Source organism: Gardnerella sp. DNF00747 (assembly GCF_049262675.1).
Classification (GTDB): domain Bacteria; phylum Actinomycetota; class Actinomycetes; order Actinomycetales; family Bifidobacteriaceae; genus Bifidobacterium; species Bifidobacterium swidsinskii.
Window position 1 is genome coordinate 1178333 of record NZ_CP058394.1, and the last position, 26108, is coordinate 1204440.

A 26108-nucleotide genomic window follows, 5' to 3' on the forward strand; every position below is an offset into this window, starting at 1 on the left:
AATAGAAAAATAAAAAGGTGCAGATTCTATAAAACCTGCACCTTTTTATCAGCTTGTACTATTTAGTCTAAACCAAGTTCCAAATTTCCTCCTGGAATTGCATCAAGCAAATCGCGAGTGTATTCCATCTGTGGATGATCGAATACCTCATCTGTAGTTGCATGCTCAACAAGCTTTCCATGCTGCATAACAACAACTTCGTCTGCAATCTGACGAACGACAGCCAAATCGTGTGTGATGAACAAATAGCTCAAACCACGCTCTGCCTGCAAATCGTTAAGCAAGTGCAAAACCTGATCTTGCACAAGCACATCCAAAGCAGATACAGCTTCATCGCAAACTATAACATCTGGGTCCAAAGCCATAGCACGAGCAATTGCAATTCGTTGACGCTGTCCTCCAGAAAGTTCGTTCGGGAATCGAGTCATAACTGAAGCAGGCATACGAACCATGTCTAGAAGCTCTACCACACGGTTTTTACGACTCTTTTTATCACCAATCTTATGAATACGTAGAGGTTCTTCAATTGAACGATAAATTGAGTACATAGGATCCAAAGAACCATACGGATTCTGGAAAACTGGCTGCACATGGCGACGGAAGTCAAGCAAATCCGCACCCTTTAAATCGGAAATATTCTTACCTTCGTAAGTAACAGTTCCACTTGTTGGCTTAAGAAGTCGCAAAACCATATTCGCAACGGTAGATTTACCTGAACCAGATTCACCAACGATAGCTAACGTCGTACCACGCTTAATAGAGAATGAAACGTCGTCAACAGCCTTAAAAAGCTCTTTCTTGCGAGGAAGCTTAAACTCACGAGTTAAGTGATCCACAGTAATAATATGCTCACTTTTTTCGAGAGTTTGCTCACCTACTACGTGATGCTCAAGCAAGTTATCAGCGTTACCACCGTGTTCTTTAACAGAAATAATGCGCTGAGAAGCTAAGCTTGGAGCGGCAGCAACAAGTCTCTTTGTATACGGATGCTGAGGATGCTGCAAAACTTCCAACGATGGGCCAGACTCAACAACACGACCCTTATACATAACAACAACATGCTGCGCGCGAGAGGCAGCCAAACCTAAATCGTGTGTAATGAAGAGAACAGAAGTTCCGAGCGAATCAGTTAGTGTATGCAAATGGTCAAGAATACGCTTTTGCACAGTAACATCCAAAGCGGAAGTTGGCTCATCTGCAATAAGCAAGTCCGGTCGGCAAGCCAAACCAATAGCAATCAAAGCGCGCTGACGCATACCACCGGAAAACTCATGTGGGAACTGACGTGCACGAGTTGCAGCATCTGGCAAACCAGCTTCATCGAGCAAACCAGCAATACGATCTTCAACGCTTGCACCTACAACATACTTTTTGGCGATTTCCCAAGCTTTGTCGTCATTCACACCATATTTGATTAAATCGTCTGCTACGCGCCAACGAGTTTCAGAGCCTGGAACCCACTCTTTCTTGTAGTAATCAATAGCTTCATTGAACTTTTCAGCATCGTTATGCTCATCAAGTCCAACTTCTTTCAAAGCTTTCTTAGCGACTTCAATCAAATCTGGTAATTCTTTAGAGCCAAGGAATGTTTCATCCTCATTGCTTTTGACTTGAACAGAATCGCCTGCAAGAGCCTCAGCTAATGAAGAACGCTTCTCGTGATCAACGTCAACACCATTTGCGATTAATGCTTCTTTAACTTGTTCGCCAATACGCCACACAGGGTTCAAGTTGCTCATAGGATCCTGCGGAACTAGACCCATTGCAGTACCACGCAAAGCAGCAATCTCTTTTGGCTTCAAACTGCTAATTTCTTTACCCTTGAGCTTAATAGATCCACCTGTAACATGACCAGTTCCAGGAAGAAGACCAAGAACAGCCATTGCAGAAGTGGACTTTCCTGAACCAGATTCACCTACAATTGCAACCCACTGACCAGGATAAACACAGAAGCTAGCATCTCTAACAGCATGAACAGCTTTTTTTGAGTCTGTTGTGAAATCAACCTGGAGATTTTTTACTTCCAACAATGGCCCTTGCTCTAGCTGCATGGCGCGAATGTCTATATCTTTACGTGTTGTATTCATAAGTTTTATTCCTCCACGCTAAATTCACGCCTTACGGCTCTTCGGATCTAATGCATCCTTTACAGCATCACCCATCATAATAAAGGCGAGCACAGTAATTGCGAGTGCAATAGACGGATAGAACAAGACTTCTGGGTTCGTAGTAAGAACATTTCTAGCGGTAGAAATATCTCCACCCCAGCTGACAGTAGTACTTGGTAAACCAATTCCAAGGAAGCTTAATGTTGCTTCCAACACAATATAAGTTCCAAGCGAAGTTGTTCCAACAACAATTATTGGAGCCAAAGAGTTCGGGATAATGTGTTTGAAAAGATTACGTATTGGAGTAGATCCTAAAGCAGTAGATGCGGTATTGAATTCAAGATTTTTTGATTCCATAACAGCGCTTCGTGCAATACGAGCAACGCTAACCCATCCAAAAAGCACCATAACAAGCACAATTTTCCAAATTGATTTAGATGTACGGAACATTTGTAAAACTACGATTGCACCAAGAAGCATTGGTAAAGCCAAGAAGATATCAGTTATTCGGCTGAGAATAGTATCAACCCAGCCTCCGAAGAATCCTGCTAATGCACCAATTAAAGAACCAACAAGTACAACCAAAATGGTTGCAAGCAAACCAACACTTAGCGATGTACGAGTACCATAAACAACTCGAGCATAAATATCGCAACCTTGCATATCAAAACCAAATGGATGCGCGGCTGAAGCTGGCTCAAGAGAGTGTTCCAAAACGCAATAATTAGGATTGTGCTTTGTAAGAATGCTTGGGAAGAACGCAACAAAAATAATTGCAATAATCAAAATTGCAGAAACAATAAACAATGGATTCCTGCGCAAAGTTCTCCAAGTATCTGCCCACATACTCGTTGCAGCAGCGGATTCGTCTACGGAATCCACTTCTTGAATAGGCGTATCGTCTAATGGTGCAACGTAGCGTTCTTGCCCCGGTAATATATCGCAATTTGAAGCATTATTTGCAATCAAATCATTTTTCATCAAATTATCTTCCATAGTGTACTCCCCTCACGCGTAACGAATGCGCGGATCAAGAGCCGCGTACAACATATCAACAAGAAAATTGCTAAATACAAATATCAATGTCAAAAGCGTGACAATGGAAACAACAAGGTTTCCTTCTCCTTTTAGAATCCCTTGATATGTGAGGAATCCAACGCCATGAATGTTGAAGATCGTTTCCGAAATCATTGCACCGCCCATAAGAGCACCCAAATCCTGACCTAAGAAGGTGACGACAGGTATAAGCGAGTTGCGCAAAACGTGACGAACAATAACAGAGCCTTCTTTTAAGCCCTTTGCACGAGCTGTACGCACGTAATCGAGCGAAATATTTGAAGAAATTTCAGATCTTGTAAGTCGAATGATATACGCCATAGACACAGAACCAAGAACCATTGCAGGAAGAAGCAAATCGAAGAATCCAGGATCGTTACTAGCTGTAACTGGTAATATGCGCCATTTAACACCAAATAAGTATTGTCCTACGAAACCTGTCACAAATGTTGGAACAGAAATAAGAAGAAGAGATACAACCAGAATCACACTGTCATACCACTTGCCTTTCTTCAAACCTGAAATTATGCCAAATATGACACCAAATATTGCTTCGAAAGCGAATGCCATAATTGCTAGTTGAACAGTAACCGGGAATGCACGACCAATTTCATCGATAACTGGTTGACCTGCAAAAGTATGACCAAAATCGAGGGTAAGAGCATTCTTTAAGAAAAGTAAATATTGAATAATAAATGGTTTATCTAAGTTATACTCGGCTCGTATTTGTGCAGCCACTGCAGGATTAACAGGTTTTTCTCCAAACATTGCTTTTACTGGGTCTCCAGGCAAAGCAAATACTAAAGCATAAACTAATAATGTTGTGCCGAGAACAACAGGAATCATCTGCAAAATACGACGCAGAATGTACTTACCCATCGAATTCTCCTTGAATTGTTAAAACTTACTCAAAAAACAACAAAGTGCCGCTCCAGCTCAATAGTTTTATTTAACTAGTTTAGCTGGAGCAGCAATTTCGCAATAAGCGATATTAAATTATTAAGAGGAACCAACTAGTGTTACCTACTAACTTTCTAAAAAGTATGTAACACTATGCTGTTTTCTTAATTAGCTACCAGCTTATTTGTGAAGCTGATAGTACAGCGGCATATTCTGCCAATCCATTGTGAAGCCCTTCAAAGTTGGAACCATCACAGCCTTAGCGTTCGAGTAGAACAATGGGACAGATGGAAGATCCTCAAGAAGGATTTCGTTTGCTTGCTGATAGAGCTTAATAGCCTCTTCTGGCTTAGCAGATGCAGCTTTCTTAAGTAAATCGTCGAACTTTGGATTCTTATAATCACCTTCGTTGGAGCCATTGCCATCAGCTGCAACGGAAGCAAATTCCTGAGTCAAGTAATTTTCTGCACTTGGATAATCTGGCATCCAACCTGCACGCCATGCACCCTTAATCTGACGCTTAGCGCAAGCATTACGGAATTCCTGGAATGTAGGAATTGGAGTGGTTTCAGCCTTGATCCCGAGATTATTCTTGAGGGAATTCACAACAGCATCAAACACAGACTTTGCATTTCCATCGGCATTGTAGGAGAAAGTAAGAGATCCGTCATACTTAGAAATCTTATCTGCCTTAGCCCAAAGTTCCTTAGCTTTCTTTGCATTAAATTCTACGTTCTCATGACCCTTAAGATCAGCCTTATAGCCTGGAGTCAATGGAGAAGTAAATTCGTTTGCAGGAGAAGCAGTGCCATTGAGAATCTTGTTGATAATCACCTTACGGTCTATAGCCATAGAAATAGCTTGACGACGAAGCTTACCTTCTTCAGTCTTTACATCGAAGTGTGGGAGGCTTGAAGGAATAGTGAACTGTTGGATTACAGAACCTGGACGGTTGTAAGCCCTAACAGTTGTATCCTTCTGGAAAGTCTTAGTTTGGGTATCTGGAATATTATCAGTCATATCGAGATTTCCAGCCTGCACATCGCGGTATGCAGCGTTACCATCTGTATAAACCTTGAAAGTTACGCCATCATTCTGAGCTTTGCGCGGACCATTGTAATCAGGATTCTTTACAACTTCGATCTGCTTGTTGTGATCCCAAGACTTGAACAAGTATGGACCAGAAGAAACAGGCTTTTCGCCATAAGCCTTTGGATCCTTGTAGAAGGATTCCGGAAGTGGAGCAAATGCCAAGTAGCCAACCTTAATTGGGAATACAGAATCTGGCTGTTCCAAATCAACGGTAAAAGTATTTTCATCAACAACCTTCAAACCAGAAAGCTGTTCGTCACCCTTAGTACCATCCTTCTGCAAATCAGCATAACCCTTAATGGTTTGGAAGAAGGAAGCACACTTCTGAGCATTCTTAGCGTTAGCGACGAAGCTCCAAGCTTTCACAAAGCTTTCGGCTGTAATAGGAGTGCCATCGCTGAACTTCTTTCCTTTCTTAACCTTCACGGTGTACTGGGTAGCATCAGCATTTGGAGTGATGCTTTCAGCATCCTCATTCACAGGATTACCTTTTTCATCGAAAGTTACCAACGTGGAATTAACCAACATGGCAGGACGAGCGCCAGCATTTTCGTTAATGTTTCCAGGGACTAATTCGTTTTGTGGCTCAGAGTTTGAAACGGTAATAATAACCTTGCCACCGTTTGTTTGTGCATTCTTAGCGGAAGAGCCACAGCCACCAAGTAACATTGCCAGCGAGCAGGCAGCAGCAGCAAAAGCCAAAGCCTTATTCTTCATATATTTTCTCCTAACGTCTGGTAGGCAGGATTGTCATATCACAAAAAAGCCAAACATCAGCTAAAACATAAAAATCCATCCGGTTTTTATTGCCAGATGGATTCTCGCAAGCCAATGACGAGGCCTCTTCGTTGATTAAAATTCAATGATACGTATTTTTACAAGCAATGCAATAGTAAAAGAAAATTGAAAAAAATATTATATATTAGTAATAATTAATTATTTAAGTCTAGATTTAATTATAAATACCGAAAATTTTATTATTTATATAGTAAAATTTATTGTTTTTTACAGGTATATGTATATTACAAAAATGTAAATTAACATATTTATTATGTAAAAAACATGTTAAATATGAATAATTGAATACTTAAAACATTTACTATCATGCACGCGGAAAAGCTTGAGAATACTTACGTTTTAAAGATTCAATAGAAACATGAGTGTAACGCTGAGTAGTATTAAGCGATGAATGACCCAATAATTCCTGCACTTCGCGTAGATCTGCTCCACCATTCAACATATGCGTAGCAGCACTATGCCGCAAAGCATGAGGAGAAATATCCGGAACATGCGCACTTTTAGCCTCGTCATGCACAATCTGCCTTACCAAACGCTGATCAATACGCTTTCCGCGAGTACCAAGAAATACTGCCTCTTCAACAGAATTTCGCAATAAAATTTCTCGTCCATCTTTAGAAATCCAAGCAGATAAAGCTTTATAAGCAGGAACCCCAAAAGGCACAACACGCTGCTTATTTCCCTTACCAGTAACTTTTATAGTGTGCGAGGAAAAATTAATATCCTGAATATTTAAACTAGTAAGCTCACCAACACGAATACCAGTCGCATATAAAAGCTCCAGAATTGCAGCATTGCGAAGTCCTACAGCTTTCTGATTTTTGGGACACGAAGTTGAAACATTAGCTTTAGAATCAACATTATTCATTAATGATTCTGCTTGATATTCATCCAAAACAGATGGTAGCATATTTTTAATTTTTGGCGTCATTAAAATTTCTGCAGGATTACCGCTTATGTATTCAACATGCTGACACCACGCAAAAAAACCACGCACCGCAACTACTTTGCGAGCCAAACTTGAACGCGCATGACTTCGCGACTCATCAGCCATCCACGAACGCAAATCATCCGTAGTAAGCTCCGAAATATTATTAAATCCGTGCCGATTACACCATGCTAAACATTGCAAAATATCACTGGCATAAGCTTTCTGCGTGCGTTCACCCAAGCCTTTATTAGCACGAACATAATCAATATAATCATCTATTAAACTCATATATTTAGAAGGTAAGCCTAAGAAATTTTCAGAAACAAATTTATTGTTGCTCATACTTAACTCACCCTTCCATAAAAGTTTAAAACAAAACGTTTGCCATATACTTCAGTCACATGCATAATACAACAAGGAGCATGTTATGAACACACAAACACGGAATTTAACTACACTACCACAGCAAATACCTGCAGGCTCGCGCATAGTAGTAAGAACTTACAAAATTATAGAAGACAATAACAATGGAACACAAAAAATCGAGTATCATGATGCAATTGGGCACGTACTCGAGTGGGACGGGGTAATGCTTCATTTACTTCGAGATCCTGCAGCAAACGGCACTAGAGCTGCCGAAGAAATGTTCATTGATGCCAAAACTATTTACCGTTTAAAGCCAATCCCAGAACGCAAATTCCAAAAGCCGCTTAGTCTGTAGAATTGTCTGATAAGGAGCAAGTTTTACACATTTCTCAAGGAAGCATCTGAGCGCAATAGCAGTTGCGAAGATTCGTTGATGTTAAATCCGGAAAGTTCAACAATGGATTCTCCTAAGCGCGCGGATTCTAATAATTCCTGCTGCCAATTGATTTGAGAATCATACTTCCACAATCTGCTATTTGCAGCATCGCTTTGTTGCATACTAGTTTTAGACGAGTTGCGCTGCAAGTATTTATATTCTCTCCAAGATTGAGCTTTAGCAAAAAACTCTTGCTCTAAAGCATCCGCGGTTTCAACATCATTATCTAACATATTTGCAGCAAAAGTTAGCTCAGAAATTACGGAACGCAATAATTTCGCAGTATTATGCCGATTTTCACTTACCATAGCACGAGTGCGTTGAGGATCAGTAAGAGCAACTCGTGTCATATCTCGCCAGGAACCTGCAGATAGTTGTAAAGCAATAGCACGATTAGATTGTTCACATAATACGTTTGCAAGAGCTGTTGCAACAACATGAGGCATATGAGAAATAAGAGCTGCAGAATTATCGTGCGTTTCGTCGTCTAAAACTATTGCACGATTCTTGCATAGCGAAACAATCATTCGTAAAACACTGCTAACTCGCCAAAACTCTGTGTTGTTATCAACAGTTAAAGCCCACAAAGCACCATTTAAAAGCTCAGCGCTAGAAGCTTTCCAACCAGTAAACTCACTTCCAGCCATCGGATGCGCACCAACGTAGCAATCCTGCAAACCTGCTGCAGCAACCTGATTTCTAACTAAAGTTTTTACGCTACCAACATCGCTAATAGTTGTGCGAGATTTGTCAATATAAGGTGCGATTTCCTGCAAAATACTTGGCATAGCAAACAAAGCATTGCACAAAATCAGAACGTTTGGACGAAGTTTAGCTAGATCTTGCACATTGTCTACGCAGTCAATTCCTAAATTTTCAGCTTCTTCGTATGGGTCATGATGACGATTCCAAGCGTATACTCTACATTCCGACAATTTTGCAAGTCTTTTTGCAAGAGATCCACCAATAAGACCAAGACCTACAATACCAACAGAAAAATTTTGAGAAAATTCAGCATCGTCTACCATAATAATTCTCTTTCTGCCTGCATTACGTTCAAATTGCGCAAAGCATCAACCGAAGGCTCCACGCACACTCCCCCATTAGGCAACATCCAATCGTTCATCACCGGATTATTGCGCTTATTAGAAGGATACACTGCTAAAACTCGAACCCAATCTCCGTGCTCAACAACCTCTTGAATCATATCTTTACACATAGAATCCCAAGGAGCAGAATCAACAGTTGCAATAAAACTGTATAAACCATCCTGCCCTTTAATCGGCCTAGACATAAAAGAAGTCATATTAAGCCCATGATCTCGCACAACGTCAAGCAAATTTGCTAACACTCCAGCACCTGTGCAACGCGGAATAAACGCAATAATTGAGGAAAATGATGAAAAGTTTTCTCGCTGCACATTAACAAAATCTAAAGCCTGATCTCGAGGAGCTAGCACTAAAAACTCAGTTCGCGCGCCAGAAAAATCTTCAACTGCTTCACTCACAATCTGCCTATTGTATAAATCGGCACAAATTCTAGGACATAAAGCAACTTCGCCAGGAACTAAATCCCTGCAAGCAGCAGCGTTTGAAGACGCAGTTTTTTCTTTCAATCCGCGCTCTTGAGCAAACTTACGGCATTGTGCCAACGCATGCGGATGAGCAACAATTGTAGAACAGTTGTCAATTGAATCTGACTTGCAAACAACAGCATCAAAACTAATATCGACTCCTACGCGAGCAATACCAACCATATTCTTTGCATCAATGAGTAAATCTAAATTAGGTATTACAACGCCCTCAATATTGTTTTCCCACGCAATAACACCCCAATTGTTATGCTCTTCAATTTCACTAGCAATACTAAGAACATTCTCGCAAGCAGTTGGAATAAGTTGCAAATTATCAAATGATTGTAACTGCTGTTGAACTTTTAAAGATGCTTGATGAGTAAAAGAACCTTCCGGCCCTAAATAGCATAATTTGTGGGCACTCTGACTGTTCTTATTACCATCCATGACTATTTTCCTTAAAAAACTATTGTAAAAACTATTATAAAAACTACTGTAAAGACTACTGTAAATTCTTTACTTATTTAACACTATTCAACAACAAACCAACGCTGAGGCATACAAAGCAAAATTGCGTGGGCAATAAGAATGCCATAAAGCCAAAAATATCCAACGTATTTCACACACCAAGGCATAGGAATAGTAAAGCCTACAGGAACAAGAATTGCGCTACCAATAAAACCAAGCGCTAGAATCCATACAACAGCAGAAAAAACTACTGCGTGAACAAATAATCCCCACCATCCACTACGAGCTCTGGAACACCAAGCAGAAAGTGCGAGCAATATCATGGCAACAACAAAACCATATGGCAAATTATTCATTGCTCCCGCGCGATGCACAAAAGTTCCAATTAGTGCGCATATTGCAGAAGAAACACACGTGGTCGCATACCTACCCCATAAAGGTAAGCGATGCGACCACGGTTTTGCTGTCATAGTAAATCAGCGCCTCAATTTACAAATAGTATTTTAGAGAATGCATCACGCAGCATTGTTCTGACGACGCTGCTTAGCACGCCACTTATACCATTCGTCACGGCTCAAAATAATCTTGCGAACGCGAATTGCTTCAGGCGTAACTTCCACGCATTCGTCTTCGTTAGCAAAGTCAAGAGACTCTTCCAAGCTCATCTTGATTGGCGGAGTCAAGGTCTCGAGAACATCAGCGGTTGAAGAACGCATGTTAGTCATGTGCTTAGCAAGCGTAATGTTTACATCCAACTCGTCTGGCTTGTTGTTAATACCAACGATTTGTCCTTCGTAAACTGGGCTTTGTGGATCAACGAAGAATACGCCACGAGCTTGCAAACGCTGCATAGCATAAGGAGTTGCAACACCCTTGCGGTCACAAACCATGGAACCATTCTGACGAGTCACAATCTGACCAGCCCATGGAGCATAACCGGCGGAAATAGAGCTTGCAATACCAGTTCCGCGAGTAGCAGAAAGCAAAGCAGTGCGGAAACCGATAAGACCACGCGAAGGAACAGTAAATTGCAAACGAACCCAACCAGAACCGTGGTTGCTCATAGAATCCATGCGACCCTTGCGATCAGCCATAAGCTGAGTGACGGTACCCATGTACTCTTCTGGGACGTCAATTGTAGTGCTTTCCATAGGCTCATTAATTTGACCATCAATAGTCTTGGTAACAACCTGAGGACGACCAACTGTAAGCTCGTAGCCTTCGCGACGCATCTGCTCAGCTAGCACAGCCAAAGCAAGCTCGCCACGACCTTGAACTTCCCAAGCATCTGGACGCTCAGTTGGAATAACCTTAATAGAAACGTTACCAATAAGCTCGCGATCCAAACGATCCTTAATCATACGAGCAGTAAGCTTATGATCTTTGCCTTCAGTACCGGCAAGAGGAGAATCGTTTACTCCGAAAGTCATAGAAATTGCAGGATCGTCGACATGAATTAATGGAAGCGGCTTTGGATCGTTTTGGTCAACGATAGTTTCGCCAATCATAATGTCGTTTACGCCAGCAACAGCAACAATGTCGCCAGGACCTGCAGAAGCTACAGGAGTGCGCTCCAAACCTTGAGTGCGAAGAAGCTCAGAAACACGGAAGTTTTCAATGGAACCGTCGACGCGAGAAAGACCGTAAGTCTTGCCCTTTTCCAAAGTTCCGTTGTAAATTCGCACTAAACCGAGACGACCCAAGAAGTCAGAGGAATCAATGTTTGCAACATGAGCTTGAAGAGGAGCGCCTTCTTCGTATTCAGGAGCTGGAATGTTCGAAATAATAGAATCAAACAATGGCTCCAAATTATCGTTATCTGGCAAACCACCATTTTCAGGCTGATTAACAGAAGCATAACCAGCTTTAGCAGCGCAATAAATTACTGGCAAATCAAGCAAAGCGTCGAGATCGAGGTCAATACCTTCCTCGACAACATCCTGAGCCAAGCCAAGAAGCAAATCTGTAGATTCGCCAACAACTTCTTCAATACGAGCATCTGGACGATCTACCTTATTTACGCACAAAATAACAGGAAGCTTAGCTTCCAAAGCTTTACGAAGCACAAAGCGAGTCTGTGGAAGAGGACCTTCAGAAGCGTCAACCAACAAAACAACGCCGTCAACCATAGAGATACCACGCTCGACCTCACCACCGAAATCAGCGTGACCTGGAGTATCAATAACGTTAATAGTGATACCTTCTGGATGACCATACTTTTCAGCTAATGGACCTGTGTACTGCACAGCAGTGTTCTTAGCAAGAATAGTAATGCCCTTTTCGCGTTCCAAATCATTGGAATCCATAACGCGATCTGGAACTTCTTCACGCTCAGAAAATACGTGCGACTGCTGAAGCATGGCGTTTACCAGAGTGGTCTTACCGTGGTCTACGTGCGCCACAATTGCCACATTTCGAATATCACCGCGAACAGTCATCACAAACCTCTTCCATTCTTCGCGTTTTAAGTAATTATTAACATGCAACCGCTTAAGCTATAAACATCAGCTAAAAACAGTAGCTATATACATTATTGACAAGCACCCAAATAGGTAAACTGCCAAACCGCACCGATTTTACTAGTGAGCGCAGACAGCTTTTAATCCACACTAACGCAGAACAACAAGAACTTACGCAACAACACCTTTAGCAATAAGCTCACGCGCAACTTCGCGGTACTCTTTTGCAGTCTTGTGTTCAGGAGCAAAAATAGTGATAGGAACTGCAGCAACTGTAGAATCTGGCAGCTTAATAGAACGCGAAATCACAGAGTGCAAAACGCGATCTTGGAAAGCTTCATAAATGCGCTGCAACACTTCCTCACTATGAAGCGTGCGAGTATACATAGTGACAAGAACTCCAAATACTTTAAGATTTGGATTAATACGAGACTGTACCTTCTCAATTGATTGCATAAGAAGAGCAACGCCTCGAAGAGCAAAGAATTCTGCAGCAAGTGGAATAATCACGCCATCAGCTGCTGTTAACGCATTTACAGTAAGCAAGCCGAGAGAAGGCTGGCAATCGACTATAATAACATCGTATTCGTCACGTACTTTGCGCAATACGCCTGCTAATATTTGCTCTCGTCCTACTTCGGTTACTAACTGAACTTCAGCTGCAGATAAATCAATATTTGCAGGAATAATATCAATATTTTCTGTTTCAGTATGACGAATTACGTCGTGAACGTCTACAGACGAATCAAATAATGCCGTATAAACTGTATTATCAAGCGCATTTGCGTTAATTCCAAGTCCAACTGTTGCTGCACCTTGCGGATCGAAATCAACAATCAAAACGCGACGACCATACTGACTTAGTGCGCCAGCAATATTAATGGAGCTTGTAGTTTTACCAACTCCACCTTTCTGGTTGCACATTGCAATAATGCGAGCAGGACCGTGTGAAGCTAACGGCTCTGGTGCATGAAAAGTTTCGTATTCGCGTCCAAGTAAATCAGTAGGCATGTTCCCCACTTTATCAACAGGTATACTCACGAAACTCTGAGCATAAAATTATTTAGCTCGAGGATGGCTCATTACGTAAGCTTCAACTAATGCGTCGGGACTAATATGCGTATAAATTTGAGTTGTTGTAACTGAAGCATGTCCAAGCAACTCTTGAACTGTGCGCACATCAGCACCACCTGCAATAAGATGCGTGGCAAGAGAATGACGCAGCGTATGCGGATGCAATGGTTTGTCAAGTTTTGCACGCTCGCCAGCTTGCGTTACTATTGCCCATGCTGATTGGCGAGAAAGTGCATTACCTCTCTTATTTAAGAAAATTGTGTGCAATTCACGTTTGCCCTTTAACGTTAATTCTGGGCGAGATTTCTCCATATAGTTACGAAGAGCACGAACAGCACAACCACCAATCGGGACTAAACGCTGCTTAGAGCCTTTACCTGTAAGTTTTACAACAGATTCGTTTAAATCAATATCTTCGAATTTTACGCCAACTGCTTCCGAAATTCGCGCTCCAGTAGCGTACAAAAATTCTAGCAAAGCTGCATCTCTAATCGAAATAGCGTCCTCGCTACCAAAATTTCCAGCAGCTTCAATAACTCTATTTACCTCTTCAATACTTAAAACATCCGGCAAATACTCGGCTTGTTTTGGAGCTTTTACTTGCGCTGAAACGTCAGCTTGTATATCGCCATGAGCAAGCATAAAGCGGTGCCATTCGTGAATACTTGCAAGTCGACGCGCAACTGTTCTAGTTCCCAACCCTAATTCATTCAAAGTTCGAATGTATGATTCAATATCTAATTGAGAAATAGTAGTAATATCTTTTATTTTTCGTTCGTCGTAAAGCCAGCATGTGTAATCTTGCAAATCTGAAGCGTACGCAGATACTGTTTTTTTAGAAAGACCACGCTCAATATCAATATGCGCAATAAAGCGTTGAATATGAAGTGCAAACTCTTCAGGAATATTATTTTTCCTATTGTCAGAATCAAGATTTGAGCGCATAAAAATAATTATAGCTAATAAATAAATTTGTTGATTTAAAAGAAAAAGCCCACCTAAATTGGTGGGCTTAAAATAGAACTCTATTAAAGCAAAATCAGGCTTCAACTGGAGCGTTTACATCAGCTGGCAATGCAGCCTTAGCAGCTTCGACAACAGCCTTGAAAGCTTCAATATCGGAAACTGCGAGCTCAGCAAGAGCGCGACGATCCAATTCGATGCCTGCCAAGTGCAAGCCCTGAATGAAGCGATTGTAAGTGATGCCTTCAGCGCGAACTGCTGCGTTAATGCGCTGAATCCACAACTTGCGGAAATCACCCTTGCGAGCCTTGCGGTCGCGGAAGTTATAAGTAAATGAGTGGAGCAGCTGTTCCTTTGCCTTGCGATAAAGACGGGAGCGCTGACCGCGGTAGCCAGAAGCCCTCTCAAGAACAACGCGACGCTTCTTGTGAGCGTTTACTGCGCGCTTTACTCGTGCCATAAGTATTCCTCAGCTTTCTTAAAATTTTCGATTGCGTATTCGTTTACAAGCAATTCTTACTTGTTACTTACTTAACGAGCAAGCCCTTAAGCTTCTTGCTCTGCGCAGTAGCCAATACTTTATCTTCAGAAAGAGCACGACGCTTACGAGCCGACTTGTGCTCCAAGTTGTGGCGCATGGCGCTACCATCGTGCATCACCTTACCGGTACCGGTAAGACGAACGCGCTTGGACGCTGCGGAATTAGTTTTCATCTTCGGCATTGCTGCCCTCCTTGTGATGTTGATCGGATTGCATAGCATTTACTGCAGCTGCAGCTTGTGACTGAACTTCTTGCTTAGCTGCAAGACGAGCAGCCTGACGAGCTTGACGCTCAGCGCGAGATTCAGCGCCACGACGACGCTGCTCAGACTGTGTATGAATTTTCTTGCCTTTTGGAGCAAGAGTCATAATAATATTTCGACCTTCTTGCTTTGGCGCAAACTCTACTGTGCCACTTTCAGAGACCTCATCTGCAAGTCGGCGCAACAATTCAACGCCACCAACCGGACGAGATTGCTCACGGCCACGCAACATAATAGTTACTTTTACCTTGTCTCCGCCGTTCAAGAAACGAAGCACATGACCTTTCTTCACATCGAAATCGTGATCGTCGATCTTAAGGCGGAAACGAATTTCCTTAACCTCTGCGACGGTTTGATTACGACGTGCTTCACGAGCCTTAATCTTTTCGTTGTACTTGTACTTACCGTAGTCAATAAGCTTGGCTACTGGAGGCTTAGCAGTAGGTGCAACTTCGACAAGATCGAGGTTAGCTTCCCTTGCAAGGTTTAACGCGACAGAGGTTGCGATAACTCCCACTTGCTCGCCCTTTGGACCAATAAGGCGCACCTGAGGGACTCGAATTTCCTCGTTAATGCGTGGTTCGTCGCTAATGATGACTCCAATCCTTCTAAATACTTGTAAGATGCAATACACCAAGAAGTCCAAGAGCTTAAGATTCACTACTTCATATCAATAAAACGCTACAAACAGCGCAGCAAGCAGCACAAGAAGCTAACTTGCGTGACCGAAGTCATGAACCCGAAACCACAGCAGGCTTCCAGGTGGGGACATCCCACTTTCTTGATTACTCAAGCCGAATGTCTATTCTACTAGAAGCCTTGACAAAAAAGCAGTCAACACACGAAACGTGTTTTGACTGCCACAAATCAAAGCTAGAACTATGCGATTTCTACGCTAACTGCATTGGCTCAGGCTTCAATCCATCATGATTAAAGTACACATCATACCAAGTCAGGAATGTGTAAACTGTCCAAATCTTACGACGATCGTCATTTTTCTTTGCATAATTATCGTCAATCATACGAAGTAAAGCATCTCTATCGAAGAATTTAGCAGCATCGTCACTTTCAAACGTCTTACGCACAATCTTATAAAAACGTTCCTCACGCAACCAATCCTTAACTGGCACAGGGAAACCAAGCTTTTCTCTGTCATACCAAGCTTTTGGCAAATGACGGGACGCAGCTTGTCGGAAAGCAAACTTCGTATTTTCGTCAGTAATTAAATATTTAGTAGGAACTTTTTCTGCAACATCCATAAGAACGCGATCAAGCAAAGGCACGCGAAGCTCCAAAGAATGTGCCATAGTCATTTTATCTGCCTTAAGCAAAATATCTCCTGGCATCCATTGATGCATATCAAGATATTGCTTTTTCTTCACTTCAGAAAGTCCCTTACCAGCAATTCTATTGTAAATAGCATCAACAATGCTGCGAACGCTAGGACCCTTGCGATACTCAGGCTTCAAAAGTTTTACAGCATCTTCCTCATTGAAGACCTTTGATTGGCCGATAAAATGCTCCTCAGCTGGAGCTAAATTAGCGTACAAGTGCCACGCTCCATGGAAATGCTTACCCTTTGCAGCTCGACCAATCGCGTAACGTAACTTTTTTGGCAACTTTGCAAGCATGCGAGTCACAACTTTAATAAGTTTAGAACGCGTATGAACACCATAATCAATGTATCCTGCAAATAATTCATCTGCTCCCTCACCGCTTAGCACAACGCGTAAATCTTGCGAAGCTAATTTTGCAAGGAAGAATAATGGGACGCAAGAGAAGTTAGAATCAGGTTCGTCCAAATACCACTGAATTTGTGGGAAATAACGGAATGCGTCAGCGGCGTCAATAATTTCAGATTTATTGTTTAAGCCAATAATTTTTGCCAATTCGCTTGCTTGTTTGGATTCATTGTATCTTCCACCAGCAAAACCAATAGAATATGTGTGTTCAGGGCGCGCAACAGCGGCAACATAACTTGAATCAACTCCAGAAGAAAGGAACGAACCAACTTCAACATCCGCAATTTGGTGAGCTTGAACAGAATCACAAACTGTTTTATCGATAGAATCAACTAATTCATTCAAGCGTTGCTTTGTTTCTTTGAAATTAGGATCGTAATATTGCTCAATCTTCATTTCGCCATTCTTATACGTAAAGCAATTACCTTCACGCAGCTTAAAAACGCCTTTGAAGAAAGTTTCGTTAATTGCAGGATATTGGAATGTCATAAACGGCTTAAGCGCATTTTCGTTAAGTTCCTTCTTAAAATCTGGATGGCGCAGTAAAGATTTAATTTCGGATCCGTACATAAAAGTACCGTTCATTTGCGCATAATAAAAAGGCTTAATACCGAAATGGTCGCGAGCGCCAAACAATTCTTGAGTACTCTTGTTCCAAATAACAAATGCAAACATTCCGCGTAAACGATTAAGTAAGCCTTTACCCCACTCTTCGTATCCGTGCACTAATACTTCTGTATCGCAATCAGTGTGGAAAGTGTGACCAGCTTTAATAAGTTCTTCGCGAAGTGGCTTGTAGTTATAAATCTCGCCATTAAAAGTAACTGCAAGATTCCCATCCTCGTTGTACATAGGTTGGGATCCACCGTGAAGATCTATAATGCTAAGTCGACGAAAACCAAGTGCTGCGTGTTCGTCAATCATAGTTCCATACTCGTCAGGACCACGATGCACAATCACATCTGTCATATCTTTTACAATTTGGCTTTTGACGTTAATTGGGGTGTCATTAATGAACCCTGCAATTCCGCACATTTATTTCTCCTCGTAGAATATACAACACAGCATTACGTTAGTCTACTAGCAAATAATTAACGAAAATCCATAATAACTTGGAAAATCTAACTTGCCATGCAATATTACACCAAGCACTTTATGTTAAGCGAGTATTAGTCTAAAAATTCCTGTATTTGCCGGAATAAAAACAATAAAATACGCTAAAACCAAATCCAAAAAATGGCATAAAACATAGTCAAATGTTGGTTGACACTACGCTTATAAACTCTTGTTATAAATGTATGTCATCAGTACAAATGCAGCGTTATTATGTTGCTATGGAACCTTTGCAACGCTGCGTAGTATTAGCAGCAGGAGATTATTACGATCATACGCGTGAGCATGTGCCAGATCGCGCTTTAACAATTGCAGCTGATGGAGGCTGGGATCATGCATGTAAATTAGGTTTGCATGTGGATGCGCTCATCGGCGATTTTGACTCTGTTAGATTAAAGCTCCCTACTGATGCAGTTATTACTAGATTGCCTGCAGAAAAAGATGATCCGGACTTACTTTCTGCGTTGAAAGTCGGTTGGGCTAAAGGCTCTCGAGAATTTCATATTTTCGGAGGATTAGGTGGTCGAGTTGACCATACTATTTCTAATATTCAACTTATGGTTCGTTTAGCGCGTCGCGGTGGAATTGGATTCTTGTACGGCGACGGTCAAATTGTTACAGCAATACATGATGGATCTCTTGATTTTCCAGCATCATCTGGAAATGATTTGCGCATAGTTTCCGTTTTTTCTCATACTCCAGTTTCTAATGATGTAAATGAAGTTGGATTAAAGTATCAGCTTAAACACGCAACCATGCATGGAGATGCAGTACAAGGTTTAAGTAACGAATTATTAAATGATACGCCGGCTCATATTGACGTTCATGAAGGAACACTTATTGTAACCTTCCCTATTAACGCTCCATTGCCACAGGTGAGCTGGTTTAAAAGACCAATTGGAGATTTAGGCGAAGTTGATGCTTCTATATCGGAAGCATTAGCAGTTCCTCTTGAAAGCGAGACTACTCCAACATATTCGACTACTGCAGCTGCTGAAGCAATGACGTATAACGAATAGCGCAAACTTTAGTTTGCACAAATGGCTGACGAGGATCTTTTACTTGAAAACTCGTCAGCCTTTTTCTTTTTAAAATTACATGCGTTGTTCAATTGAACAATATTGATTCGTAAAATGTTATGCAAAAACGCAACTAGAAACTATCAAAAAATTCACAAAAACACTCATAAAACACAGCATGTTAACGCTCACTGTTCTCACAATGCATTATTGCAATAAAAGTGAGCTATATTACAACTCTTCGTACATACCGCACACTAAAATGAACACCGTTAATTCAAATAACGATGACCTAAATGCGTGAGTTTTCATCGCGAAAATAGCGCGGCTTAAAACGTTGCGCACGAGGTCTCACTCAAGGGAGAACCACATGACAGTCAAGATTGGTATTAATGGTTTCGGTCGCATCGGTCGTCTCGCATTCCGTCGTATTTTTGAGCTTCAAGCTCGCGGCGGTCAAGCAGGTGACATCGAAGTCGCAGCCATCAACGATCTGACCACCCCTTCGATGCTCGCCTACTTGCTCAAGTATGACAGCACCCACGGCACATTCCGCCACGATGACGGCACCCCAGTTGAGGTAACCTCCACCGAAGACGCAATCGTTGTAGATGGCAAGACTTATAAGGTTTACGCCGAAAAAGACGCAAATAACATTCCATGGGTTAAGAACGATGGCGTTGAATTCGTTCTCGAATGCACCGGTTTCTACACTTCTGCAGAAAAGTCCCAGGCTCACTTGAACGCAGGTGCTAAGAAGGTTCTTATTTCTGCTCCTGCTAAGGATGAAACCACTCCAACAGTTGTGTTCGGCGTTAATCACGAAATCTTGAAGGCTTCTGACAACATTGTTTCCGCTGGTTCTTGCACCACCAACTCCATGGCTGCAATGGTGAAGTTGCTTCAAGACAACTGGGGAATCAAGTCCGGCTTCATGACCACAATTCACGCCTACACCGGCACTCAGATGATTCTCGACGGTCCACGCGGCTCTAAGCCACGCAATAACCGTTCCGCAGCTTGCAACACCATTGAGCACTCCACCGGCGCTGCTAAGGCAATCGGCAAGGTTGTGCCAGAAGTTAACGGCAAGCTCCAGGGTCACGCACAGCGCATTCAGGTTCCAGACGGCTCTGTTACCGAGTTGACCACTGTTCTTGAGAAGCCAGCAACCACTGAAGAAATTAACGACGCTTTCAAGAAGGCTTTCGAAAACTGCGAGTACTTCGGTTACAATGCAGACAGCATCGTGTCTTCTGACATCATCGGCGACACCCACGGTGGCGTTTTCGATCCAACTCAGACCGACGTGAACACTGTTGACGGTGTAACTTTGGCTCGTACCGTTACCTTCTACGACAACGAGTACGGCTTCACTTCCAACATGATTCGCACTCTTCTTTACTTCGCTGAAATCTCCGAGTGATTTCGCTAAGCATCAATCAGCAATAGCTGGTTGTGCGAATATTTAATATATCAAAAACCCCTTGTGCTGCTTTCTAAGCTACACAAGGGGTTTATATGTTAAGTCAACAGTCGGTATAGCATATCATGTAACAGAATTTGATGGCTGAGTATAAGGCACGGTAACAAAATGAGTAAAAAACATGCAGAAACCGGAAAAGCAACTCCTGCTATTGCGCAACTCGAAAACGCAGGCATCACCTTCCGCATAGCGCAATACGAGCATGACGCTGATCACATGGACGACGGCTACGGAATTGAGGCTGCTGAGAAGCTAGGCGTAAGCGCAGCTCAAGTTTGCAAAACTCTTATGGTTGACACTGGTGAAAAGCGAGTGGTTGGAATTGTTCCAGTAAACGGACGTCTCAATATGAAAGCAATTGCAGGAGCCGTACACGCAAAGAAAGCAAGTATGACAAGCCCAGAAGTTGCGCAACGAGAAAGCGGCTACGTAGTTGGCGGAATTTCACCATTCGGACAAAAAACGCACCATGAAACAGTACTAGATAGTAGCGTAATGCAATTTGATGAGATTCTTGTTTCTGGAGGAAAACGAGGATTGGACGTAGTTCTTAATCCTCAAGATATCGTAACATTATTAAACGCAACTGTAGCTGATATAGCAGCATAAGCAACATAAGCTTTATTACTGCAAATATTGCTACCAACAAGTGATTACTCGCACGGGATTAGTACGTTGGCAAATATAACGTCTTGGCAACGTGCGATAATCCCTAAGGTTGTTCATTAATCGTTAAGGAGTGCATTATGGGTATGCGTGGCCGCAAGCGCAAGGCGCGTCGTAAAAAAGCAGCGAATCATGGTAAAAGACCAAATGCTTAAACTATAAATTCGCTTATACATACTGTAAAGCCCACGTCAATCGTGGGCTTTTTCGTTTTAACATACTTTTATTCACTAGAATAATCAGAAAGCTCACGTTTGAGTTGCATGCGAGCGCGGTTAAGTCTGCTCATAACAGTTCCTATTTTTACGCCTTCTTCTTGGGCAATTTGTTTATAAGATTTACCTCGAATAGCGACTTCAATAAAAACTTTTCTACGCTCAGGCGGCAACTTACTAAGCGCAGCAATAATCTCTTGTGGAGCAAACCCTTCTAAATATTCTTGTTCAGCAGAAAGCATTCCTTTTGCGCAATGATTAGAAGCCTCATAAATATCCCAATCATTGTAGTCACCAGTTTCATCATTAGCACGTTTAGGGCTTCGTTTCGCTTTCGTGTACTGATTAAAATACAAATTTCGTTCAATCCTGTTAATCCAGGCAGCAAAATTTGTGCCAGGCTGAAAAGTTTCAAAAGATTTAAGAGCGCGCTCAAAAGTATCTTGCACTAAATCTTGCGCATCCTGCGCATTTTGCGTAAGACGCATAGCTTGGGTGTATAAAGGATCAACGCAAGTAGATACAAGTTGTTCAAATCTTTTGCGTCGACTTTCCATTGCAGAACTTTGCTTAGTATTTACTAAACGATCACTAAATAAGCGAGCATTACAATTTTTTGCACTTTGTTTTTTAGCTCTTACGCTTTTAGAGCACATAACATTTGTCTTCTCGATTTGCTCACTCATATAGTCAATAATACTTTCATTTTGCACATATAGCTACTGATTTATCGTGCTACATAGTGCAACGCAGCGCAAGATGATAACACATCGCAGCACAATAACGCAGCGCGGCATAGTGTGACATTGCGTGACATTGCGGTAGTATTGTGACTATGCCAACTCATATTCAAGAATTGTTAAATGCTTTAGATTTAGCACCTAAGCAAGATGAGAATACATTACTTGCTGAATCATGGTTACTTGGTTTCGACACTGAAACTACAGGTGCAAATATTGGTAAAGATGCCATTGTTTCTGCAACTCTAGTATTACGCAATCCTGAACTAGCTCACACTGGAGATGTGGTATCAACTTGGTTAATTAACCCTCATCAGCCTATGAATCCTAAAGCAAGCGAAGTAAATGGTTTCACAGATGAATACCTCAAAGAACACGGCGGAGAGCCTGAAGAAGAACTTGAATTCCTTGCACGTGCAGTAAGCATGGCTCAAGCTAAGAATATTCCACTACTTGCTTATAACGCTCCATTTGATATTGCAATGTTACGTCACGACTTGAAGCATTGGCATCTTACTGCGCTAGAAGAACGCGCAACTTGTTCAATACATGCACTAAACGCTAATGACATTCTTACTGTTGACCCTCTTGTTATCGATAGGGCTGTTTCTAGAAGATCCGGCAAGCGTACTCTCACTATTACATCTCAGTTTTACGGGGTTGAACCAATCGGAGATTTCCACGATGCTACAGCAGACACAGTTGCAGCTCTTGATTTGATTGCTCCAATGAGCAAACTATATGAGTCAGTAAGTTGCATGAGGCTGAATACTATGATGGATTGGCAGCGCGAAGCTTATATTAATTGGCGAGATAGCTTCAATCAATGGCTGCAATCTCACGGACGTGAGCCTATTACTGGAACATGGCTATAAAACATTTGGCGAAAAGAAGTAAATTATGATCATGCATAACACGTTGTCACTAGCAAACGCAAGTGAAATTTTGCAACACTATGGTTTGTTACGCGAAATGATTCAATATTGTAAAGCAGAAGATACTAATAGTGCTAATACTAAAGAAAAAACTGTAGACTCTACTCATTCTCGCAATGAAATATGGTCTTTAAATCCGTATTATTTCCCAAATATTGATGCAGACGAGTGCTTCACTAACGCAACTTACGATACTCGCGATATTACACTTGGAACACTTCTGTTTATTAAAGGCAATTTTAAGTCGGAATATCTTTTAGATGCAGACAACAAAGGACTTGCTGCATATGTTGCTGAACAAAGCTACGCACAATACACAAAAGCTGTTGGTTTAATTGTTACGGATGCTAAAAAAGCAATGAGCGTGCTTGCAGCAGCATTCTTTGGAAATCCACAAGAAAAACTCACTATTATTGGAATTACTGGAACTAAAGGCAAAACAACTACAGCCTACTTTACTCACGCTATTCTAAACTCCCATTCGCACGGTAAAGCAGCACTGTTTTCTTCAGTAGATAATTGCGTAGACGGAAAAAATTACGTTGAATCTAATTTAACTACTCCTGAAAGTTTTGATGCTTTCAAAATGATGCGCGAAGCTGTAGATAACGGCATGAAGTATCTTGTTATGGAAGTTTCTTCACAAGCTTATAAGGTGAATCGCGTATACGGTCTTAAATTCGATGTTGCAGCATTCTTAAACATTAGCCCAGACCACATTAGCCCTATTGAGCACCCAACTTTTGAAGATTACTTGTATTGCAAACGACAAATTATTGCAAATACTAAGCGTTTAGTGCTAAATTCTGATACAGATCACGCAGATCTTCTTTTACAAGATGCAGAACGCAACAATGTGCTCGTAACAACTTTTGCTCGCATTAAAAAAGATGAAATAGAAGGCGCTGCTTGCGAAAATAACAATTTCGATGATCTTGACGACGATTGCATAAATTATTGCGCGCCTGCTAACGATGACGATTACACGGAATTACTTACTCCTGACTACATTGCAATGCCAGTAGAAAATAGTGAATCACATTGCATCGCTATGCGAGACTCAAGCGAAGACGACGACTATGAAGATAACGACTACGAAGAAGACGTGCACTACTGCCCTATTGACGAATTCGCATTGTCTATTGCAGGAGATTTTAACTACGAAAATGCTTTAGCTGCAATCGCTATTGCAGGAGAATTGGGAATTAATCAGGATACTGATTTACACGCACTACACGCTATTGAGAACGTGAAAATTTCTGGACGCATGGAAGTTTTCAAAGACACGCACTCAAACATGATTGCAGTTGTCGACTATGCGCATAACTACATTTCTACAAAATCAGTTCTTGACTTTGTAGAAGAACGCTACGGCAAATTTAATCCTCGAATTACGCTAATAACTGGTTCCACAGGAGATAAAGCTGTCGATCGCCGTAAAGAGATTGTTGAAGCAGCGCAAAACCGCATAGAACAGTTTATTTTCACTACTGAAGATACTGATACTGAAGACGTAATGCATATTTGCGAGGATATGCAAAGTTATGTTACGAACACGAATGTTTCTTCACGCATTATTATCGACAGAGCTGAAGCAATAGAATATGCTTACAACGATGCTGCAAACAGCGAACAAAAAAATGGAAGATTAAACATTCTTCTTGCTATTGGCAAGGGCGATGAACGTTGGATTAAAAACAAACGAAAGCATGTGCCGTATGAGGGTGATTCATTCGTAATAAAGCGTCTTTTTGGCCTGTAATATGCTTATACGAAAGTATGAAAATATACGAATAAAATAAACGCAATTACTACATAAACTAAATAACAAGCTAACTAACAAACTAAATAACAAACAAGTTAAATAACAAATTAAAACAAATGAAGAAGATACAAATGAAGAATCAACGATTTCAACCTGTGTTACTCGGTAGCGATATAAACGCATATGGCATGGCTCGAGCATTCCATGAAGAATATGGCATTACTTCAATTGCTTTTGCGCACTTCCAACTTTCACCTACGAAATTTAGCAAAATTGTCGATGTGAGAATTGTTCCAGGCTTTGGAGAACTTCCTACATTCCGCAATACAATGCTTGATTTTGCTAAATCATGGCATGAGGAACATCCTAATACCAAACTTCTGCTTATTCCTTGCGGCGACGTATACGCGAACCTTTTAAGCCAATGCGGTGATGAATTGCACGAATATTTTGCTTTCCACACATTGCCAAATTCGCTCAATCGCCAGCTTAGCCTTAAAAGCTCATTCTATAAAACTTGTGAAAAATACAATCTTCCTCATCCAAAAACTAAAGTTGTAAATGCTCAAGAAGTAGCAGCGCACGCTTATGAAGATTTGCCATTCAGGTTCCCTATTGCTATGAAACCAGCGAATAGCACTAAATGGCTTGATATTGATTTTGAGGGACGTAAAAAAGCTTTTATTATCAATACTCCGCAAGAACTTGATACTCTTATTCAACGCTCGTACAAAGCTGGCTACGATGACGAAATGATTTTGCAAGACTTTATTCCTGGAGACGACAGCCGCATGCGTGTGCTAAATGCCTACGTTGATAGCAATCATCATGTGCGCATGATGTTTCTAGGACACCCTCTGCTGGAGGATCCAACTCCAGAAGCGATTGGCAATTATGCAGCTATTATTCCAGACTACAATGAAGAAGTTTTCCAAAATATTAAAGCATTTTTGGAAGATATACATTACGTTGGCGTAGCTAATTTTGATATGAAATACGATGAGAGAGACGGAAAGTATAAGCTTTTTGAAATCAATTTACGTCAAGGACGTTCAAGCTATTTCGTCACTTTAAACGGATTTAATATTGCTAAATATTTTGTTGAAGATTTAATTGACCATAAGCCTTTTGACGGAAATACTGTGTTCGGTCGTGGAGAAAAGTTGTGGATGGAGATTCCGCGATCGATATTTTGCAATTATGTAGCAGAAGGCGATGAAAAGAAGCGCGGTCTTAATATGATTCGTCGCGGCGATTGGGGCACTACGCTAGAATATAAAAAAGATATGAATCTGCTACGCTGGTTGATGATTCGTCATATGTTTTCAATTTACACAAGGCGTTACGCAGAATTTTTCCGCAATAAAGCGTGAAAATTATTGCGTAACTTTGAAGGGAAT

24 protein-coding genes are annotated in these 26108 nt (G+C 41.4%); 8 read left to right on the top strand and 16 right to left on the bottom strand.

Translation table 11 applies throughout. The features are described from left to right. Positions 1-62: 62 nt before the first annotated feature. The 5 genes from HXT32_RS04570 to HXT32_RS04590 all read right to left on the bottom strand — a co-directional run bounded on the left by HXT32_RS04570 (position 63) and on the right by HXT32_RS04590 (position 7227). Positions 63-2087: a dipeptide ABC transporter ATP-binding protein gene (locus tag HXT32_RS04570; protein WP_004105069.1), complete on the bottom strand. Its 2025-nt coding sequence runs from the start codon at positions 2085-2087 to the stop codon at positions 63-65. A gap of 24 nt (positions 2088-2111) precedes the next feature. Further along, entirely contained in the window at positions 2112-3104 is a 993-nt protein-coding gene (locus tag HXT32_RS04575; RefSeq protein WP_064621766.1) for an ABC transporter permease, read from the bottom strand. 12 nt (positions 3105-3116) lie between these two features. Continuing rightward, on the bottom strand, positions 3117-4043 hold the full coding sequence (locus HXT32_RS04580) for an ABC transporter permease (RefSeq protein WP_004105077.1): 927 nt from the start codon (positions 4041-4043) through the stop codon (positions 3117-3119). A 201-nt stretch (positions 4044-4244) separates the two neighbouring features. Beyond that, on the bottom strand, positions 4245-5873 hold the full coding sequence (locus HXT32_RS04585) for a peptide ABC transporter substrate-binding protein (RefSeq protein ID WP_064621765.1): 1629 nt from the start codon (positions 5871-5873) through the stop codon (positions 4245-4247). A 385-nt stretch (positions 5874-6258) separates the two neighbouring features. Beyond that, entirely contained in the window at positions 6259-7227 is a 969-nt protein-coding gene (locus HXT32_RS04590; protein ID WP_004110385.1) for a tyrosine recombinase XerC, read from the bottom strand. A gap of 85 nt (positions 7228-7312) precedes the next feature. Between HXT32_RS04590 and HXT32_RS04595 the strand changes: the two genes are divergently transcribed. Beyond that, positions 7313-7606 carry a DUF6725 family protein gene (locus HXT32_RS04595; protein ID WP_012913969.1) on the top strand — a complete coding sequence of 98 codons (294 nt, stop codon included), beginning with the start codon at positions 7313-7315 and terminating at the stop codon, positions 7604-7606. 23 nt (positions 7607-7629) lie between these two features. On the opposite strand, the gene HXT32_RS04600 is transcribed toward HXT32_RS04595, so the two are convergent. The 10 genes from HXT32_RS04600 to asnB all read right to left on the bottom strand — a co-directional run bounded on the left by HXT32_RS04600 (position 7630) and on the right by asnB (position 17804). Further along, entirely contained in the window at positions 7630-8715 is a 1086-nt protein-coding gene (locus HXT32_RS04600; protein ID WP_422118920.1) for a prephenate dehydrogenase, read from the bottom strand. Further along, positions 8709-9707: a prephenate dehydratase domain-containing protein gene (locus tag HXT32_RS04605; protein ID WP_422118921.1), complete on the bottom strand. Its 999-nt coding sequence runs from the start codon at positions 9705-9707 to the stop codon at positions 8709-8711. The genes HXT32_RS04600 and HXT32_RS04605 overlap by 7 nt, the downstream gene beginning before the upstream one ends. 83 nt (positions 9708-9790) lie before the next feature. Beyond that, positions 9791-10198 carry a hypothetical protein gene (locus HXT32_RS04610; RefSeq protein ID WP_004110392.1) on the bottom strand — a complete coding sequence of 136 codons (408 nt, stop codon included), beginning with the start codon at positions 10196-10198 and terminating at the stop codon, positions 9791-9793. A 45-nt stretch (positions 10199-10243) separates the two neighbouring features. Beyond that, positions 10244-12166, bottom strand: a complete 1923-nt coding sequence (typA, locus tag HXT32_RS04615; RefSeq protein WP_004110395.1) for a translational GTPase TypA — start codon at positions 12164-12166, stop codon at positions 10244-10246. 192 nt (positions 12167-12358) lie between these two features. After that, positions 12359-13198 carry a ParA family protein gene (locus HXT32_RS04620; RefSeq protein WP_076002697.1) on the bottom strand — a complete coding sequence of 280 codons (840 nt, stop codon included), beginning with the start codon at positions 13196-13198 and terminating at the stop codon, positions 12359-12361. A gap of 48 nt (positions 13199-13246) precedes the next feature. Beyond that, entirely contained in the window at positions 13247-14206 is a 960-nt protein-coding gene (xerD, locus tag HXT32_RS04625; protein WP_102703467.1) for a site-specific tyrosine recombinase XerD, read from the bottom strand. Positions 14207-14300: 94 nt separating this feature from the next. Continuing rightward, complete coding sequence (gene rplT, locus HXT32_RS04630; RefSeq protein WP_004105106.1) at positions 14301-14684, bottom strand: 50S ribosomal protein L20; 384 nt, start codon at positions 14682-14684, stop codon at positions 14301-14303. Positions 14685-14751: 67 nt separating this feature from the next. Continuing rightward, the gene (gene rpmI, locus HXT32_RS04635; RefSeq protein ID WP_004128670.1) at positions 14752-14946 is read right to left on the bottom strand and encodes a 50S ribosomal protein L35; all 195 of its coding nucleotides are present in this window, start codon (positions 14944-14946) and stop codon (positions 14752-14754) included. Beyond that, a complete protein-coding gene (gene infC / locus HXT32_RS04640) occupies positions 14927-15688 on the bottom strand; it encodes a translation initiation factor IF-3 (RefSeq protein WP_257994343.1) in 762 nt (253 codons plus the stop codon). Before infC ends, rpmI begins: the two co-directional genes overlap by 20 nt. A gap of 229 nt (positions 15689-15917) precedes the next feature. Then, a complete protein-coding gene (asnB, locus tag HXT32_RS04645; protein ID WP_102703416.1) occupies positions 15918-17804 on the bottom strand; it encodes an asparagine synthase (glutamine-hydrolyzing) in 1887 nt (628 codons plus the stop codon). A gap of 299 nt (positions 17805-18103) precedes the next feature. Here asnB and HXT32_RS04650 point away from each other — a divergent pair, with 299 nt between their 5' ends. The 4 genes from HXT32_RS04650 (at position 18104) to HXT32_RS04665 (ending at position 21208) form a co-directional block, all read left to right on the top strand. After that, positions 18104-18901, top strand: a complete 798-nt coding sequence (locus HXT32_RS04650; RefSeq protein WP_033888660.1) for a thiamine diphosphokinase — start codon at positions 18104-18106, stop codon at positions 18899-18901. A gap of 370 nt (positions 18902-19271) precedes the next feature. Beyond that, a complete protein-coding gene (gene gap / locus HXT32_RS04655) occupies positions 19272-20327 on the top strand; it encodes a type I glyceraldehyde-3-phosphate dehydrogenase (protein WP_004573912.1) in 1056 nt (351 codons plus the stop codon). A 168-nt stretch (positions 20328-20495) separates the two neighbouring features. Then, positions 20496-20996, top strand: a complete 501-nt coding sequence (ybaK, locus tag HXT32_RS04660) for a Cys-tRNA(Pro) deacylase (protein ID WP_004105119.1) — start codon at positions 20496-20498, stop codon at positions 20994-20996. 137 nt (positions 20997-21133) lie between these two features. After that, complete coding sequence (locus HXT32_RS04665; RefSeq protein ID WP_369803150.1) at positions 21134-21208, top strand: 50S ribosomal protein bL37; 75 nt, start codon at positions 21134-21136, stop codon at positions 21206-21208. Positions 21209-21276: 68 nt separating this feature from the next. Here the strand turns inward: HXT32_RS04665 and HXT32_RS04670 are convergent, their stop codons facing one another. Further along, the gene (locus HXT32_RS04670) at positions 21277-21825 is read right to left on the bottom strand and encodes a sigma-70 family RNA polymerase sigma factor (protein WP_033888659.1); all 549 of its coding nucleotides are present in this window, start codon (positions 21823-21825) and stop codon (positions 21277-21279) included. A 278-nt stretch (positions 21826-22103) separates the two neighbouring features. Here HXT32_RS04670 and HXT32_RS04675 point away from each other — a divergent pair, with 278 nt between their 5' ends. The 3 genes from HXT32_RS04675 (at position 22104) to HXT32_RS04685 (ending at position 26081) form a co-directional block, all read left to right on the top strand. Then, positions 22104-22883 (top strand): exonuclease domain-containing protein, encoded by a 780-nt coding sequence (locus HXT32_RS04675; RefSeq protein ID WP_033888658.1) that lies wholly within the window; start codon positions 22104-22106, stop codon positions 22881-22883. A gap of 25 nt (positions 22884-22908) precedes the next feature. After that, positions 22909-24705, top strand: coding sequence for a UDP-N-acetylmuramoyl-L-alanyl-D-glutamate--2,6-diaminopimelate ligase (locus HXT32_RS04680; protein WP_033888613.1), 1797 nt, complete (start codon positions 22909-22911; stop codon positions 24703-24705). Positions 24706-24839: 134 nt separating this feature from the next. Next, entirely contained in the window at positions 24840-26081 is a 1242-nt protein-coding gene (locus HXT32_RS04685) for a carboxylate--amine ligase (RefSeq protein WP_080551026.1), read from the top strand. Positions 26082-26108: the final 27 nt, after the last annotated feature.